The following is a 16,608-nucleotide window of genomic DNA, read 5'->3' as shown; positions in this document are numbered from 1 at the left end:
AGAGGGTGAAAGTCCCGTACACGAAGGTGTATTATGTGGAAGCTTGAAGAGTAGGGCGGGACACGTGATATCCTGTCTGAAGATGGGGGGACCATCCTCCAAGGCTAAATACTCCTGATTGACCGATAGTGAACCAGTACCGTGAGGGAAAGGCGAAAAGAACCCCGGGAGGGGAGTGAAATAGACCCTGAAACCGTGTACGTACAATCAGTGGGAGCATGTGTCGTTAGGCATGTGTGACTGCGTACCTTTTGTATAATGGGTCAGCGACTTATATTCTGTAGCAAGGTTAACCGAATAGGGGAGCCGAAGGGAAACCGAGTATTAACTGTGCGTTAAGTTGCAGGGTATAGACCCGAAACCCGGTGATCTAGCCATGGGCAGGTTGAAGGTTGGTTAACACTAACTGGAGGACCGAACCGACTAATGTTGAAAAATTAGCGGATGACCTGTGGCTGGGGGTGAAAGGCCAATCAAACCGGGAGATAGCTGGTTCTCCCCGAAAGCTATTTAGGTAGCGCCTCATGAGTAACTGTTGGGGGTAGAGCACTGTTTCGGCTAGGGGGCCATCCCGGCTTACCAACCCGATGCAAACTCCGAATACTGACAAGTTTAATCATGGGAGACACACGGCGGGTGCTAACGTTCGTCGTGAAGAGGGAAACAACCCAGACCGCCAGCTAAGGTCCCGAAGTCATAGTTAAGTGGGAAACGAAGTGGGAAGGCTTAGACAGCTAGGATGTTGGCTTAGAAGCAGCCATCATTTAAAGAAAGCGTAATAGCTCACTAGTCGAGTCGGCCTGCGCGGAAGATGTAACGGGGCTAAAACTATGCACCGAAGCTGCGGCAGTGCACGCAAGTGTATTGGGTAGGGGAGCGTTCTGTAAGCCGTCGAAGGTGTGTTGTGAGGCATGCTGGAGGTATCAGAAGTGCGAATGCTGACATAAGTAACGATAAAGCGGGTGAAAAGCCCGCTCGCCGGAAGACCAAGGGTTCCTGTCCAACGTTAATCGGGGCAGGGTGAGTCGACCCCTAAGGAGAGGCCGAAGGGCGTATCTGATGGGAAACGGGTTAATATTCCCGTACTGGCTATAACTGCGATGGGGGGACGAAGAAGGCTAGGTTTACCACCTATTGGATGGTGGGTTAAGCGTGTAGGGGTGTGATTAGGCAAATCCGGTCACTGAGACCCTGAGGCGTGATGACGAGCTACTAAGGTAGTGAAGTAATTGATGCCCTGCTTCCAGGAAAATCCTCTAAGCTTCAGGTTATAGTTAATCGTACCCGAAACCGACACAGGTGGTCAGGTAGAGAATACTCAGGCGCTTGAGAGAACTCGGGTGAAGGAACTAGGCAAAATGGTGCCGTAACTTCGGGAGAAGGCACGCTGATGGTAATTGAAGTCCCGCGCGGATGGAGGTGAAGTCAGTCGAAGATACCAGCTGGCTGCAACTGTTTAATAAAAACACAGCACTGTGCAAACACGAAAGTGGACGTATACGGTGTGACGCCTGCCCGGTGCTGGAAGGTTAATTGATGGGGTTATGCGTAAGCAGAAGCTCTTGATCGAAGCCCCAGTAAACGGCGGCCGTAACTATAACGGTCCTAAGGTAGCGAAATTCCTTGTCGGGTAAGTTCCGACCTGCACGAATGGCGTAATGATGGCCAGGCTGTCTCCACCCGAGACTCAGTGAAATTGAAATCGCCGTGAAGATGCGGTGTACCCGTGGCAAGACGGAAAGACCCCGTGAACCTTTACTATAGCTTGACAGTGAACATTGAGCCTTAATGTGTAGGATAGGTGGGAGACTAAGAAGCATGCACGCCAGTGTGTGTGGAGTCGCCCTTGAAATACCACCCTTTAATGTTTGATGTTCTAACCTATACTTCTGAATCGAGGTAAGGGACACTGTCTGGTGGGTAGTTTGACTGGGGCGGTCTCCTCCCAAAGAGTAACGGAGGAGCACGAAGGTTAGCTAATCCTGGTCGGACATCAGGAGGTTAGTGCAATGGCAAAAGCTAGCTTGACTGCGAGAGTGACGGCTCGAGCAGGTACGAAAGTAGGTCATAGTGATCCGGTGGTTCTGAATGGAAGGGCCATCGCTCAACGGATAAAAGGTACTCCGGGGATAACAGGCTGATACCGCCCAAGAGTTCATATCGACGGCGGTGTTTGGCACCTCGATGTCGGCTCATCACATCCTGGGGCTGAAGTAGGTCCCAAGGGTACGGCTGTTCGCCGTTTAAAGTGGTACGCGAGCTGGGTTTAGAACGTCGTGAGACAGTTCGGTCCCTATCTGCCATGGGCGTAGGAAAATTGAGAGGGTTTGCTTCTAGTACGAGAGGACCGAAGTGAACGCACCGCTGGTGTACGGGTTGTGATGCCAATTGCATTGCCCGGTAGCTACGTGCGGAATAGATAAGTGCTGAAAGCATCTAAGTACGAAACTAGCCTCGAGATGAGTTTTCCCTGATGAGAATCAGTAAGGTCCGTTTGAGACTAAGACGTAGATAGGTCAGGTGTGTAAGTGTAGTGATACATTGAGCTAACTGATACTAATGAACCGAGAGTCTTAACCTTACAACTCGGAGTTGTTTTGGATTGCGCGAAGTTGAGAGAAGAGAAAATCATCGAAAGATGTTTAAAGAATGTAGAAACAGTTTGTTCCGGATTGAGCGATTGATGTAAAGATGAGATAATGACATCAGTTGAGAGAAGAGAAGACAGGATATGTCTGGCGGTAATAGCGCGGTGGTCCCACCTGACCCCATGCCGAACTCAGAAGTGAAACGCCGTAGTGCCGATGGTAGTGTGGGTATTACCCATGTGAGAGTAGGGTGCCGCCAGACTTTTAAATAAGAGCGAGAGCCCAGCAGAGATGCTGGGCTTTTTTGCTATTTACAGAATAACAAATTAAAATCAATCAAACTGACGGACAGAGAGGGATATGATTTGAGATGAGCTCATTAATCGCTTTTAATAAACCATTTAATGCGGTATCTCATGAATAATATCAAACAGCAGATTGAATTTACCTAATGCTTATTACAAATATTAATAAGTTTGTTTGATGTTAATAACATGTCTATTATCTAGATTAAGTCGTCGATTACAAAATTCCATTAAATATCTATTGTTATATCAGTGTCATGTCGTAGTGCAATTTTCATTGCATGAAAATAGTTAAACAATAGATTTGACCAGCCCAATGAGTGATAAACTTGTTTGATGCTAATAACATATCTGTTATTTAGACTAGATTGTTGATTATAAAATTCCATTAAATGTTTAACACCTATCTAGCCAATAGTCTAGCAAAGCGCTCTCAATAATAACAATGAATCAAATTTATGTTGTTTATTGGGAAAGTATTGTACCAAGGAAAAATCTTTGGATAAAATATTAGAAAAACAGGTTTAGCTAAGGTTATCCAATTATTGCTCATTCATTTATATGGAGAAGTGATTATTGATTTGGCTGCTGTATGTTAATAAGTAAGGTAAAGCTTAACGCTTAAAGTCTGAAGAATTTGATTGGAAAGACAAAAAGATAAAGCAATACTCGTGATAATGAATATTGCTTTTTTGTTAATATTAACCTAGAAGTAAGGCGTCATCGGTAACTTTTTCACCACGTGTTTTTTCAAACATAGCTAATAAGTCATTTACTGTCATCTTATCACGTTGTTCACCAGAAACATCAAGTACGACTTGTCCCTGATGAAGCATTACAGTCCTGTTTCCATATTCTAAAGCTTGTTTCATTGAGTGTGTTACCATCATGGTCGTTAAGTGGTTTTTGCCCACTATTTCATTAGTCAGATCTAGAACAAATTGAGCTGTTTTAGGATCAAGTGCAGCGGTGTGTTCATCAAGTAACAAAATTTTAGATGGCTGTAAGGTCGACATCAATAAACTTATCGCTTGTCTTTGTCCTCCTGAAAGCAACCCCATCATATCGGATAAACGATTTTCGAGACCTAAATTTAAAGTCGCAAGCTTTTCCTTGAATATAGATTGAATTTTGCGATTAAATGCAGGGCGTAATGTAAAACAACGCCCACGATTATAAGCAATAGCAAGATTTTCTTCGATGGTTAAATTTTCACAGGTTCCAACCATTGGATCTTGAAACACTCTGGCAACCATTCCTGCTCTTTTCCATGCAGGAACACGCGTTACATCTTTGCCATTAATGATGATATGCCCTGAGTCACTGAGTAAATCTCCACTAATGATATTAAGTAAAGAACTTTTTCCTGCACCATTACTACCAATAATTGTAACAAACTCGCCTTCTTTAATATTTAAATTTAAGCCACGTAATACATGATTTTCAATAGGTGTACCTTGATTAAAGGTTAATTGCAATTGTTCAACGTTAAGCATATTTATTTCCTCTTTTTTTCGAGTATTTTTTTAATTGCTTAGGTAGTACAAGGGCAAGTACAACCAATATTGCGGTAATAAGATTTAAGTCTTCTGTGCCTACACCTATTTTGTGCAAAAACTCATTACTTAGTGCTACAGCTATAAATAAACGATAAAGAATTGCGCCTAGAATAACTGCCAGCATAATTGCCCATATCCGTTTTGTTGGGAAGATACTTTCACCAATGATAATCGAAGCAAGACCAATGACGATTGTACCCACACCGATAGTAATATCAGCACTACCTTGGATTTGGACAAATAATGAACCGCCTAATGCGATTAAGCCATTTGAAATAGCCATGCCTAAAATGGTAATGCTACCCGTTGGGACACCTTGAGATCTAGCCATTCTTTGGTTTGTACCGGTTGCTCTCAATGCCAATCCCATTTGGGTGTTTAAAAATAAATGTAGTAGTGACCAAACTACGATAACAAAGCCACAAACCATAACGGATTGGACAAAATATTGGTTACTGTAGTCTTCTGAAATAAAAGGTGAGAAAATAGTTTTCGCATCCAGTAATGCGAGATTTGGTGATCCTGAGTATTCAGTTGTTTCGTGGGTAATATAACGTCCAAGACCTAATATTCTTAAATTGATTGAATACAAACCTATCATGACAATAATGCTGGATAATAATTGCAAAATATTGAGCTTAACATAAAGCAATCCAGTCAAACTGCCGGCGATACAACCCGCAAACATACCTAAAAGTGTGGCAATCCAAGGATCAATACCAATATAAATACATAAACCACACACCGCGCCACCTAACGGAAAGCTAGCATCGGCTGTTAGATCCGGAAAATCGAGTAAACGGAAAGAAATAAAAACACCTAAGCTTACAATGGCGTAAATAAGTCCAATTCCCAGTGAGCTTATTAAAAATTCAAAAGACATGAAAAAACCTATTAAAATTAACCGCTAAAATTAGCGGTATAGTGATAAAATTAAAAAACTATTCAACAATCTTCGTTGCTGATTTCAATACATCTTCAGATAATATGACGCCTTGTCGCTCAGCTGCTTTTTTATTGATTGTTAGCTGTGTAATGCTACCTATTTGTGGTGGAATATCGCCTGGCTTTTCGCCATTAAGAATGCGGATAACGATTTTACCAGCTTGGCGTCCTAAATCATAATAACTCATTCCCAATGCCGCGATGGCTCCTCGTTCAGCTGAGTCAGGATCGGAGGCTAACAAAGGTATTTTACTTTCATTAGCGATTTTTGCTAAAGACTCGTAAGCCGAAACGACATTATTATCGGTAGTGGTATAAATCAGATCAACTTTACCTTTTAAACTTCTTGCCGCTGTAGAAATATCTGAAGTACGTTGAGCTGGAGCTGCGATAATTTGCATACCACGTTTTTCCAGTGCGGATTGTAATTGTTTAAGCACAATAGTTGAATTGACTTCGCTAGGGCTATAGACATAACCAATGTTTTTTGCATCTGGTTTAATTTTTAACATCATATCTATTTGCGCATCTAATGGTAGTGCATCAGAAACACCGGTTACATTGGTTTTTGACGCTTCCCAACTAGGGGTTAACCTTGCAGCAACGGGATCTGTTACAGCAGTGAAAATGATTGGAATACGTTTAGTCGTCGCTAATAAAGCTTGTGAGCTAGGTGTTGCGATTCCGACAATCACATCGGGTTTATTGGCAGCAAATTGTTTAGCGATTTGAACAGCATTAGCACTACTGCCTTGAGCACTGGCATACTGTAATTTTAAGTTTTCACCGTTGATATAACCATTATCTTTTAATTCATCTTCCACCCCTCTTCGAACATTATCTAATGCAGGATGTTCAACAATGGCGGTTATAGCAACATACTTTTGTTCCTTTGCTATATCAGCAAATGATGAAAAAGTAAGGGTTGATAAACTGAGTAGCATAATAAGTTTACAAATACGATTACGCATATAGGTACCTTTGTAATAATTTTTTTACAACTTAGATAAATATGTGTTTACTATAAATCATATTTAAATAATTTTCTAGGAATATCACCTTATTTAGCTGTAAATTTTTAATTACAATCTGTTATGATTAGTGCTTGTAAAGCACTTTTAATCGACAAAAATTGGGTATATTTTGCTTCTTTTATAGATTAAAAAAACGAAAAATAATCATTCGTTCGAGAGTAAGCGAGTTCTGTTGATAATAGGGGTATGCTCTGCTGATTGATTCAGCAAAGCATAAAATGGGATTATGTTATTCACCAATGACTTTATAAGCGGACTGAATAACTTCTGGCGATAATGTTGCGCCTTGTTTTTTCGCGGCTTCAATATTGATAACCAATCGTAATGCTTGTCCAATTTCTGGCGCAATACTGCCGGGTTTTTCTCCATTTAAAATGCGAACAACAAGTTTGCCAGATTGACGGCCAACATCATAATAACTCATACCATAAGCCGCAACGGCGCCTCTTTCAATAGCATCAGGAAAAGATGCTAACAAAGGAATTTTGTTTTCGTTAGCAAATTTTACTAATGATTCATAGGCAGATACAACATTGTTATCGGTTGTTGTATAAATCAAGTCAACTTTGCCTTTTAATGAATTTGCCGCAGTGGAAATATCCGCAGTTCGTTGTGCGGGCACTGCAACCAATGAAATATTTTGTTCTGCAAGTTGTGCTTTCAAATTTTTCATTACCACAGTGGAATTGATTTCGCTTGGACTGTAGATGTATCCTACCGATTTTACATTTGGGACAATTTTTTTCATAAAATCGATTTGAGGACCAATCTCTTGAAAATCAGATACACCCGTAATATTGGTATTGGTTGGTTCCCAATTTTTAACTAGTTTTGCGGCAATGGGATCGGTAATTCCTGCAAATACGAGTGGGATTTTTTTCGTTACTGCGGCTGTTGCTTGTGCACTTGGTGTGGCAATGGCGACGATAACATCGGGTTTATCGGCAATAAATTGTCTGGCAATTTGTGCTGCAGTCGCGCTACTGCCTTGGGCGCTTTTGTACTTAACCGTTAGATTTTCATTTAATAGATAACCACTGCTTGTTAATTCATCTTTTACACCATCTCGGATTTGATCTAGTGATGGATGTTCAACAATAGCTGTTATAGCAACACTTTTTACCGTATTGGCTATACACACAAAAGGGGTAATTAACATCAAACAACTGAATAAAAAAAAGCGTTTCATAAAAATAAACTCGCAAACTAGTACAATAGTATTATTCTAAACTGATTCAACCAAAATGTTAAGGTGTAATTGGACTTTTTTGTCATTCTTATTTTTTTAAAAGGATGAGGCATTATCTGATTAATATAAAAATACGCTAAAATTTCAAGCGAATTAAGAATATAATAATCAGATTATTGGTTTTTTTATCCTGCTTTTCATGAAAGAAAGCTAAAAATAGCTACTAATATTGTTCAGTTACCTATTCAAGGTTAATTCTAAATTTATTAGAAGCTAAATTCTTATTGCGCAAATACAAAGGGATTGATACCACTTTTTGCAAAACCTTCTTCTTCGGTTTTGATATCAAGTATTAAAGATGCAATATCATCAGCAACAACTTCAATATGCGGATCTTTATCCTGATCAAAGATTTTTAAATAGCTGTGGCAAGCATCACAACATTCTGTTTTAGTGGCTGATAATTCACTGTCTAACGAAAAATATTCAATATTTTTCATGTTATCACAGTTGGTACATTTCACTCTTGGCACATACCATTCACTTTCACATAAACTACAATGTAAATAACGTAGTCCATTATGACCACCCAATTGAATGACGCTAGCAACCGGCATGCTATTACAAACAGGACATAACCAATTTTTGTCACTATTTTCGGATACCGCTTTACCTTTGATTTGGCTAGCTAGTTGACTATAGTAGACAGAGAGTGCAGACCAAATAAATACGGCTTCATTGCCATCAACTGCGTGAAATTCGCCTTTAAGTAAATGCAAAGCTTTCTTTTGTAATTGCTCAATACTGTTTTTATCCAGTTGTTCAATCACGAGTGAAATTTGATCGGTTAAATTTGATGATGATTGTAATAATGCCTTTAAATAATCCTGCCAGGAATGGGGTAATGTATCGTTTTCTATACTTAGTGGTGGTAAATCATTATTTAATGGCTCGATTAGCCTTTTATTTAGCGGTTTTTGGCTAACTAAGTCTGCTTGCGCTTGCACTAATTGAGCACAAAAACAGAGATAATCACTAAAAGGACTATTTTTTGCTAATTCTTTTAGCCTGTTAGCTCGATGCAAATAGAGCGTTGTTGGTGAAGGATAAAAAAGTAATGGGATTTGTCTGATAACGGAATTGATATTTTGTTCTTCAAGTTGAGCTTGTGGGATGATTTTTATACTCATTATTGGTTACCATTCATGATTATTTTATCCATAATCGATTTAGTGATTGAGATAATTCCGCTGATGGGTATCAGCGGATACAATAGATATATTTTAGAAACAACTATAAAGCTGTTTTTTGTTCGACTTTTGTTGTTTGCTTCAGATCTAAAGGTTTATCTGCTTCCAGTTCCTGTTGATAGATTTTTTGCATTTCTTCTTCATACCATGAAGAGTGGTTTTTTCGAGCCCAAGCTCGAGATACATATCCTGTAATCATCCCTTTAATTGAACCTTTAACCCAGATAGCCATATAAGCATGGCCAATAGCGAGTAAAATTAAGCAAATAGCTGCGAACGAGTGGAAAAAGATTGCAATACGAACAATTTCAATTGAAAAATAATCTGAAACATATCTTCGCCACATAATCATACCGGTTACGAATAACACAGTAATTAAACTCATGATACACCAAAATAAAAATTTCTGACCAACATTATATTTGCCAATGGGGATACCTTCTTCTTTGCCCATGATGACGTGTTTAAAATTCTTGATCCATAACAGATCATTTTTATTAGGGATATTATGATGAGCAAGTTTTACAAACATAAACATCAACAGTATAAAGACGATGCACCCAATTAGGGGATGTAACGCTCTAACCAGTTGAGGGGTTCCAAGAACAAGCCCAAATAGTTTAATGGATGGAAAAAATAACGATAAACCAGATAATGCCGTTAAAATGAAAAGACACACCATACACCAATGGCAAAAACGTACAATAAGTGGTGTTCTAAGAATCATTCCTTTTTTATTCATGATGTTCCTCCTTTTGTGGTATGTCGGCACTATTTTTACGACCAAAAATAGGTAATCCTAATCGTTTTCTTGCTTGTTTATCCGCTTGTTTTTCCTGTTCGATATCTTCTTCGTCTACTTCAATTGCACCGACGCCCATGTAATGGAAAAGTAATCCACCAAAAGTAGCAATAAAGGCGGCAGCTGAAAGTGGTTTCCAAGGGCCTTTCCAGAATCTAACCAGTTCACTGATATGGGGTTCATCTGGCAAACCATGATACAGATCGGGTTGATCAGCGTGATGTAATACATACATGACATGCGTTCCATTGACCGCCTGAGGGTTATAAAGCCCTGCATGTTCAAACCCCCGTTTTTTTAAATCTGCTATTCGGTGCTCAGCATGTCGAATCATATCTTGTTTAGTCCCGAAATGAATAGCACCAGTCGGGCAGGTTTTAACGCAAGCCGGCTCTTGTCCAACCGAAACACGATCAACACATAAAGTACATTTATAGGCTCGATTGTCTTCGTTACTGATACGAGGGATGTTAAACGGGCAACCTGCTACACAATAGCCACAACCAATACAATGTTCTGACTGAAAATCGACGATTCCGTTAGCATATTGAATGATAGCACCTTCAGAAGGGCACGATTTTAAACAGCCAGGCTCAGAACAGTGCATACACCCATCTTTGCGAATTAGCCATTCAAATTTTCCGTTAATTTCAACTTCAGAATAGCGCATTACCGTCCATGCTTTAGGCTCCAAATCAGCCGGATTATCGTAAACACCGAACGTATTGCCAACTTCGGCTCGCAGGTCATTCCATTCGCTACAGGCGACTTGGCACGCTTTACAACCAATACAGGTGGTGACATCAATTAATTTGGCCACCTCTTGTTGATAATCACGTGCTCGCGGCGCAGGCGTTAAATCATTAGTTGCAGAACGACGAATAATATCTTGAGTTTGTAATGACATAATTAATCCTCCTGCCTATGCCACGGTGGTAACTTTTTCGATGTTAACTAAGAATGATTTATATTCTGGCGTTTGAGAATTTGCATCACCTAAATGAGGGGTTAATTCATTGACCAAAAATCCTTTCTTAGTTTGTCCAGTGAATCCCCAAACAATTGGGATTCCAATGGTTTCGATCTCTTTACCGTCTACCGTTAACGTAGGTAAGCGTTTAGTTACAACCGCTTTAGCTTTTATATAGCCTCGATACGAAGTCACTTTAACGGTGTCGCCTAATTTGATTCCTTTTTTATTGGCAAGATTTTCGCTTAGTTCGATAAATTGTTCTGGTTGCGTAATTGAGGCCAATCTTGCGTGTTGTGTCCAAAAGTGGAAATGTTCTGTAATACTGTATGTTGTTCCCACATAAGGAAATTCATCTGCTGAACCTAAACGCGCTAAATCTTCTTTAAATGCTCGAGCAACCGGATTATTGATTTGTTCTGGATGCAACGGATTATTTGTAATTGGCGTTTCAAATGGTTCGTAATGCTCAGGGAAGGGCCCATCAACCAGACGATTTAAGCAGAATAATCCACCTAAACCATCGTTATTCATAATAAAGGCGCCTGCACCAGAACTTGGAGACAAGGTAGCGGTAAAGTCAGCGACATCATTGCCATCCCAATGAGAACCATTCCATTTTATCAATACACGGTTTGGATCCCATGGATTGCCGTGTTCATCTGCCGATGCCCGATTATAGAGTACACGTCGATTCATTGGCCATGACCATGCCCAACCTGCATGGATACCTTTACCAGATGGATCTGTTGGATCACGCCTTGCCATTAAATTGCCTTGTTCAGTCCACGAACCACAGAATATCCAGATACCTGAAGAGGTGGTACCATCATCTTTAAGCTGAGAAAAACCACTTAATAATTGGCCTTTTTTCAGAATCACATTACCGTTGGTATCCGTAAGGTCAGCGAGAGCACGACCATTACACTCTTGGGCTAACTCTTCTGCTGCTGGTCCTTCTGGATCTTGGTAATCCCAAGAAAGATTTTTAATCGGTTCATGATAAGCACCGCCTTCTTCAGCATAAAGTTCTTTGATTCTTAGAAAGATACGTGAAATGATTTCTGGATCATATAGCGATTCATAAGGGGGCTTTGCTGCTGCCCAATGCCATTGCAATAAACGAGATGAATTGACAATTGTTCCGTTTTCTTCAGCGAAACAGTTAGTTGGTAATCGAAAGACTTCGGTTTGAATTTTGCTTGAATCGACATCGTTTGACTCACCATGATTTTTCCAAAATTCGGCCGTTTCAGTGGGCAAAGGATCAATGTTTACCAAGAATTTGAGTTTAGATAATCCTTCACGAATACTATTTTTATCGGGTAAGGCAGCAAGTGGATTGAATCCTTGACAAATAAAACCATTGGCTTGACCGTCACGCATCATTTTACTAAAGCGTAATATATCGTAAGTCTTATCCCATTTAGGTAACCAATCAAATCCCCACTGATTGTCTTTAGTCGCTTTATCACCATACATCGCTTTCATAAAGCTGATGAAGAATTTAGCATAGTTACCCCAGAAGTTCACCTCATTGGCGCCCAACGGTTTAGGCGTTTTTTCATCCAGATACTGTTCAAGCGAAACTTGCGAGTCTTTAGGTAAATCCAAATATGCAGGTAAACGATTGGATAAGAGTCCGACATCGGTTAAACCTTGGATATTCGAGTGTCCACGTAAGGCATTAATTCCCCCACCCATGACACCCACATTACCTAAAATAAGTTGAATCATTGCAGCAGTACGAATAATTTGGGTGCCATAAGTATGCTGAGTCCAGCCTAAGGCATATAAAAATGTTGCTGCTCGGTCATTGGTTTTCGTGCTGGCAAGAGAGCGACAAACATGTAAAAATCCGTCTATCGGGCTTCCAGTGACTTTGTTTACCATTTCTGGAGTATATCGACTAACATGTTGTTTTAACAGATTCCATACACAGCGTGGATGACTGAGTGTTTTATCTCGAAGCGCATAACCTTTTTCATCTTTTTGATATGTCCAACTAGCTTGATCGTATTGGCGATTATCGGCATCATAACCACTAAATAAACCACTATTTTCATCAAAATTAAAGTCATCACTCACAATTAAACTAGCGTTACTGTGTGTGACTAAATATTCAAAATTAACTTCGTTATGGGTAATGAGATAATTAATAATACCTAGTAAGAATGCAATATCTGAACCTGCACGAATCGGAACATATTTATCTGCAACTGAAGCCGTGCGGTGAAAACGAGGATCAATAGCGATGAGTTCAGCGCCATTTGTGATTTTAGCTTCAATCGCCCACTTAAAACCAACCGGATGAGCTTCAGCAGCATTTCCACCCATAACGATGACGACATTGGCATTTTTAATGTCATTCCAGTTATTTGTCATCGCACCACGTCCATACGTTGCTGCAAGACTAGATACCGACGGGCCATGACAAACCCTTGCTTGGGTTTCAAGACTTAGCATACCTAATGAGCGAGCTATTTTGAACGCTAACCAACCCGTTTCATTACTCGCAGCTGAAGTGACCAACCAACCGGTTGATGTCCAGCGATTCACGGTTGTACCTTGTTCATTTTTTTCGATAAAGTTTTTATCTCGGTCTTCTTTCATCAATCGAGCAATGCGATCAATCGCTTCATCCCAACTGATACGTTGCCATTGATCAGAGCCAGGAGCACGATATTCGGGATATTTAACACGTTGTTCGCTTTTGATATAGTCTAGTACCCCAGCACCTTTTGGGCATAGTGAACCACGACTTACCGGATGATCCGGATCGCCTTCTACATGAAAAATGGAAGATTCGGCATTTTTAGCCCCATCTCCTCGGCTATAAAGTAACATTCCACAGCCAACCGAACAGTAGGTACAGTTATTGCGGGTTTCTTTCGATTTTAATAATTTGAATTGGCGAGTTTGTGCGAGCGCCACATTGGGAGCAAGTCCAAGCGTGGCAACTGTTGTTCCTGCCATGCCACCAGCGCAGATCTTAAAGAACTGTCTACGGTTAAATAGCATATGAACTCCTTAAAAGCTGACATTACATTTTAATTTATAATATTGTTAGGTACTAATATCCCTATCGGATAATAATTCATAATAATCGTTTATTAATTGGAAATAAAGGAAAAAACAGGTATCAATAGTTAAAGTTTGACTTTGATCAAAAAATCGGAAGAAAAGATCCGATAATTTTTATTAAATTTTATCTAAAATTGTTAATAGCACTTTGCAATAATTGCGTAAAGCTCATCCTAACAAAACTTAAAATTATTATCAATATACGCGCTATCAAGTGAATCGATTGGCATAGTGGATTTTGCTATATCCAACAATATAGATAGAGCTTGCCACTGATAAAGGGGCAAACTCTATCTATACCAACTCGTGATTAAGGATTAATTTCCTCAATTGTTTGTAAGACTCGATTAGTAATGAGGGGTTTTAAGATGTTATTCATGTTTTCAATTTTTTGAAAACTGGTACTATCTTGATCATCCAAATAACCTTGTTCTCTTAGTGAAGCAACCAGTGTTGAAAAGACCCCTTTATCAAAAAATTCTGGCGCATTAATTCCATGTAATACCGATAATCTTTCCGCGATTAATCGACCTTCTTTTTCTAAATTAGCTCGACTAATTGAAGGATCTTTTTGCAAAAGCGAAAAAGCAATCACATAACGTTGTAAGGTATCTTTTGATGATGAAGCAATTAATTGTAAACTAGATATTTTTGCATAATTGAGCACTAATTTATCTGACGTACAACTAATTAAATTTAAGTCACAATAGGTGGTAATGATTTGGTTTACATATTCAACTAACTGCGCTTCATTATGATATAAAAACAGTTCAGATTTAATTAATGGGAAAAGCAATTTTACCTGTTCTAAAACCGCTTCTGAGGAGATGCGATTATTCTTCACAAGAATTCTGGCAACGATTGCAGGAATGATCAGCAAATGTTGAATATTATTACGATAATAAGTCATTAAAACCGCTTGTTCAGTGGTTAAACCGACAATTTCGCCAGCCTCATCGGTTGTGATAACAAATTTACCCATTTGTTTAGCATGTTCAAATAGTTCATCCGCGCTTTGATCGGGAATCGTTATCAAATCAGAATAAGGAATATTTTTTAGTAAGGTAAGAAGGTAATTAATATGTTCTATAAGTTTAACTTTAGTTAATGCCCGTTGATCCGCAGCCAATAAGATAGAGCAACATAAATTCATGGCGTTAATAGCTGCTGAGGCATTGATACGCTCCATGATCTGTTTTGCCAGCGCATTGGTAGTGGGTGTCAACCAATTTGGGCGAGCGGTGCCAGTTGGTTCAATTGCATCACGCCATTCAGGTATTTGTTGATTTAAAAATTGGTTGAGTGGGATAGGTTGACCAAAATTAACATAGCCTAAACCTAATTTTTTTAATTTTAAAAAGGCTTTTAGCGTACGCCATAAACTCTCTTTTTCTTTTTTTGCTCCGCGTAATTCATTGGCATAAGTTGCCACTTCTAAAACGTGTTCATAACCAATATAAACCGGCACAACGGTGATAGGTCTTGCATCGCCACGCAATAACGTTTGGATGGTCATCATGAGCATGCCTGTTTTCGGATCGAGCAATCTACCGGTACGTGAACGCCCACCTTCGATAAAATATTCAACAGCATAGCCTCGAATAAATAATTCAGCTAAATATTCACGAAAAACGGAAGTATAAAGTTTATTACCTCTAAACGAACGACGAATAAAGAAGGCGCCTAGTCGTCTAAAAATCGGACCAGCAGGCCAGAAGTTCAAGTTGATACCAGCAGCAATATGAGGTGGTACTAATCCTTGTCGATAAAGAACATAAGATAATAAAAGATAATCCATGTGACTGCGGTGACACGGTGCATAAACAATTTCATGTCCATTTTGCGCCAGTTCTCGAACGGGATCGGCATTGGTTACTTTTAAACCTTGGTAAAGTCTGTTCCATGCCCAAGTTAAAACAATATCGGTAATTCTTAGCATTCGATAAGAAAAATTAGCGGCAATTTCGTTTAACATTGCCAGTGCATTTTTTTTCGCTTTATCAAGACTAATATTTTTACTTTTGGCTTCTTCTTGAATTGCATCAGAAAGGCCAGGATTAGTTAATAATTTATTCAGCATTTGTTGCCGAACAGGCAGTTTAGGACCAACTGACGCCATTCTTTGTTTGGTAAAATGAATACGTGCAACACGAGCAAGTTTATGAGCTAAGACTGAAATATTTTGTTGATTATTGATTTCGATATCTTTTAATGACACGGTTCTTGAAAAACGGGTATAGCAATCTCGACCTGAAACAATAATTTTGTATAATTTATAAGTTGCACCTAGTACTTGTAGAGAAGGGCTTTTTTTGCCTTCTTTATCTGGACTACGCCCAAACATCACCGAAACCGGTAACATTTGAATATCCAAGTCGGGATTTTCTTGATGAGCAGAAATATATTCTCTTAAAATTTCAATCGTTTTTGTTTTTTGCTTATTAGAGGCAAAAATACCCGGACCTTTATCAATAAAAATATAAGCAGGAACCATATTACCATTAATATCGATGCCTTCTAGCGGATCAGGCAAGCCGAACTTTGAACATAAAGAACGAACAACCATAAGATCAATCTTAGAATTATAGGGCAAAACATATAGTATAGGTTTATCGATATCAAGACCTAATTCAGAAATAGGATCTGCTGGTATAGGTTTACTTTTAACAAATAATTTAATTGGGATTTGGATTAGTGAAAAAGAAACTTTAGTCCACCACGAAAACATAAAAATAAACCTCATCGTATTTTGCTAATTATAGGCTTAAATAATGAAATATACTTAATCAAGCTAATACAGAAATTATTATTAAAATCATAATAATGAATATCTCTTATTATTTAAATAAGAGAGAAAACATTAAGTATATACTTGTTATCAT

9 protein-coding genes and 2 rRNA genes are annotated in these 16,608 nt (G+C 39.1%); 2 read left to right on the top strand and 9 right to left on the bottom strand.

Going from position 1 to position 16,608, the window contains the following annotated elements; all coding sequences use genetic code 11:
• A 23S ribosomal RNA gene (locus A9G10_RS12435) occupies positions 1-2,581 on the top strand; the annotation flags it as partial.
• A gap of 153 nt (positions 2,582-2,734) precedes the next feature.
• Positions 2,735-2,850, top strand: a 5S ribosomal RNA gene (gene rrf / locus A9G10_RS12430).
• A 744-nt stretch (positions 2,851-3,594) separates the two neighbouring features.
• Here rrf and A9G10_RS12425 read toward each other — a convergent pair.
• From A9G10_RS12425 to plsB, 9 genes are all read right to left on the bottom strand, one after another.
• Positions 3,595-4,389, bottom strand: a complete 795-nt coding sequence (locus A9G10_RS12425; protein WP_065559820.1) for an ABC transporter ATP-binding protein — start codon at positions 4,387-4,389, stop codon at positions 3,595-3,597.
• Positions 4,382-5,335: an ABC transporter permease gene (locus A9G10_RS12420; protein ID WP_065559819.1), complete on the bottom strand. Its 954-nt coding sequence runs from the start codon at positions 5,333-5,335 to the stop codon at positions 4,382-4,384. The genes A9G10_RS12425 and A9G10_RS12420 overlap by 8 nt, the downstream gene beginning before the upstream one ends.
• 58 nt (positions 5,336-5,393) lie before the next feature.
• Positions 5,394-6,368, bottom strand: a complete 975-nt coding sequence (locus A9G10_RS12415) for an ABC transporter substrate-binding protein (protein WP_065559818.1) — start codon at positions 6,366-6,368, stop codon at positions 5,394-5,396.
• A gap of 292 nt (positions 6,369-6,660) precedes the next feature.
• The gene (locus tag A9G10_RS12410) at positions 6,661-7,620 is read right to left on the bottom strand and encodes an ABC transporter substrate-binding protein (RefSeq protein ID WP_065559817.1); all 960 of its coding nucleotides are present in this window, start codon (positions 7,618-7,620) and stop codon (positions 6,661-6,663) included.
• A gap of 281 nt (positions 7,621-7,901) precedes the next feature.
• Positions 7,902-8,810, bottom strand: coding sequence for a formate dehydrogenase accessory protein FdhE (fdhE, locus tag A9G10_RS12405; RefSeq protein ID WP_065559816.1), 909 nt, complete (start codon positions 8,808-8,810; stop codon positions 7,902-7,904).
• Between the two features lie 103 nt (positions 8,811-8,913).
• The gene (locus A9G10_RS12400) at positions 8,914-9,612 is read right to left on the bottom strand and encodes a formate dehydrogenase subunit gamma (RefSeq protein ID WP_065559815.1); all 699 of its coding nucleotides are present in this window, start codon (positions 9,610-9,612) and stop codon (positions 8,914-8,916) included.
• Positions 9,605-10,579, bottom strand: coding sequence for a formate dehydrogenase subunit beta (gene fdxH / locus A9G10_RS12395; RefSeq protein ID WP_081299213.1), 975 nt, complete (start codon positions 10,577-10,579; stop codon positions 9,605-9,607). Before fdxH ends, A9G10_RS12400 begins: the two co-directional genes overlap by 8 nt.
• Positions 10,580-10,594: 15 nt before the next feature.
• A complete protein-coding gene (fdnG, locus tag A9G10_RS12390) occupies positions 10,595-13,663 on the bottom strand; it encodes a formate dehydrogenase-N subunit alpha (RefSeq protein WP_081299212.1) in 3,069 nt (1,022 codons plus the stop codon).
• A 373-nt stretch (positions 13,664-14,036) separates the two neighbouring features.
• Entirely contained in the window at positions 14,037-16,454 is a 2,418-nt protein-coding gene (gene plsB, locus A9G10_RS12385; RefSeq protein ID WP_065559814.1) for a glycerol-3-phosphate 1-O-acyltransferase PlsB, read from the bottom strand.
• Positions 16,455-16,608: the final 154 nt, after the last annotated feature.

Origin of the sequence: Gilliamella sp. wkB308 (assembly GCF_001690185.1) — a bacterium.
GTDB classification, from domain to species: Bacteria; Pseudomonadota; Gammaproteobacteria; order Enterobacterales; family Orbaceae; genus Gilliamella; species Gilliamella apicola_I.
The sequence above is the reverse complement of the archived record's forward strand: the minus strand, read 5'-3'. Positions and strand labels throughout refer to the sequence as shown.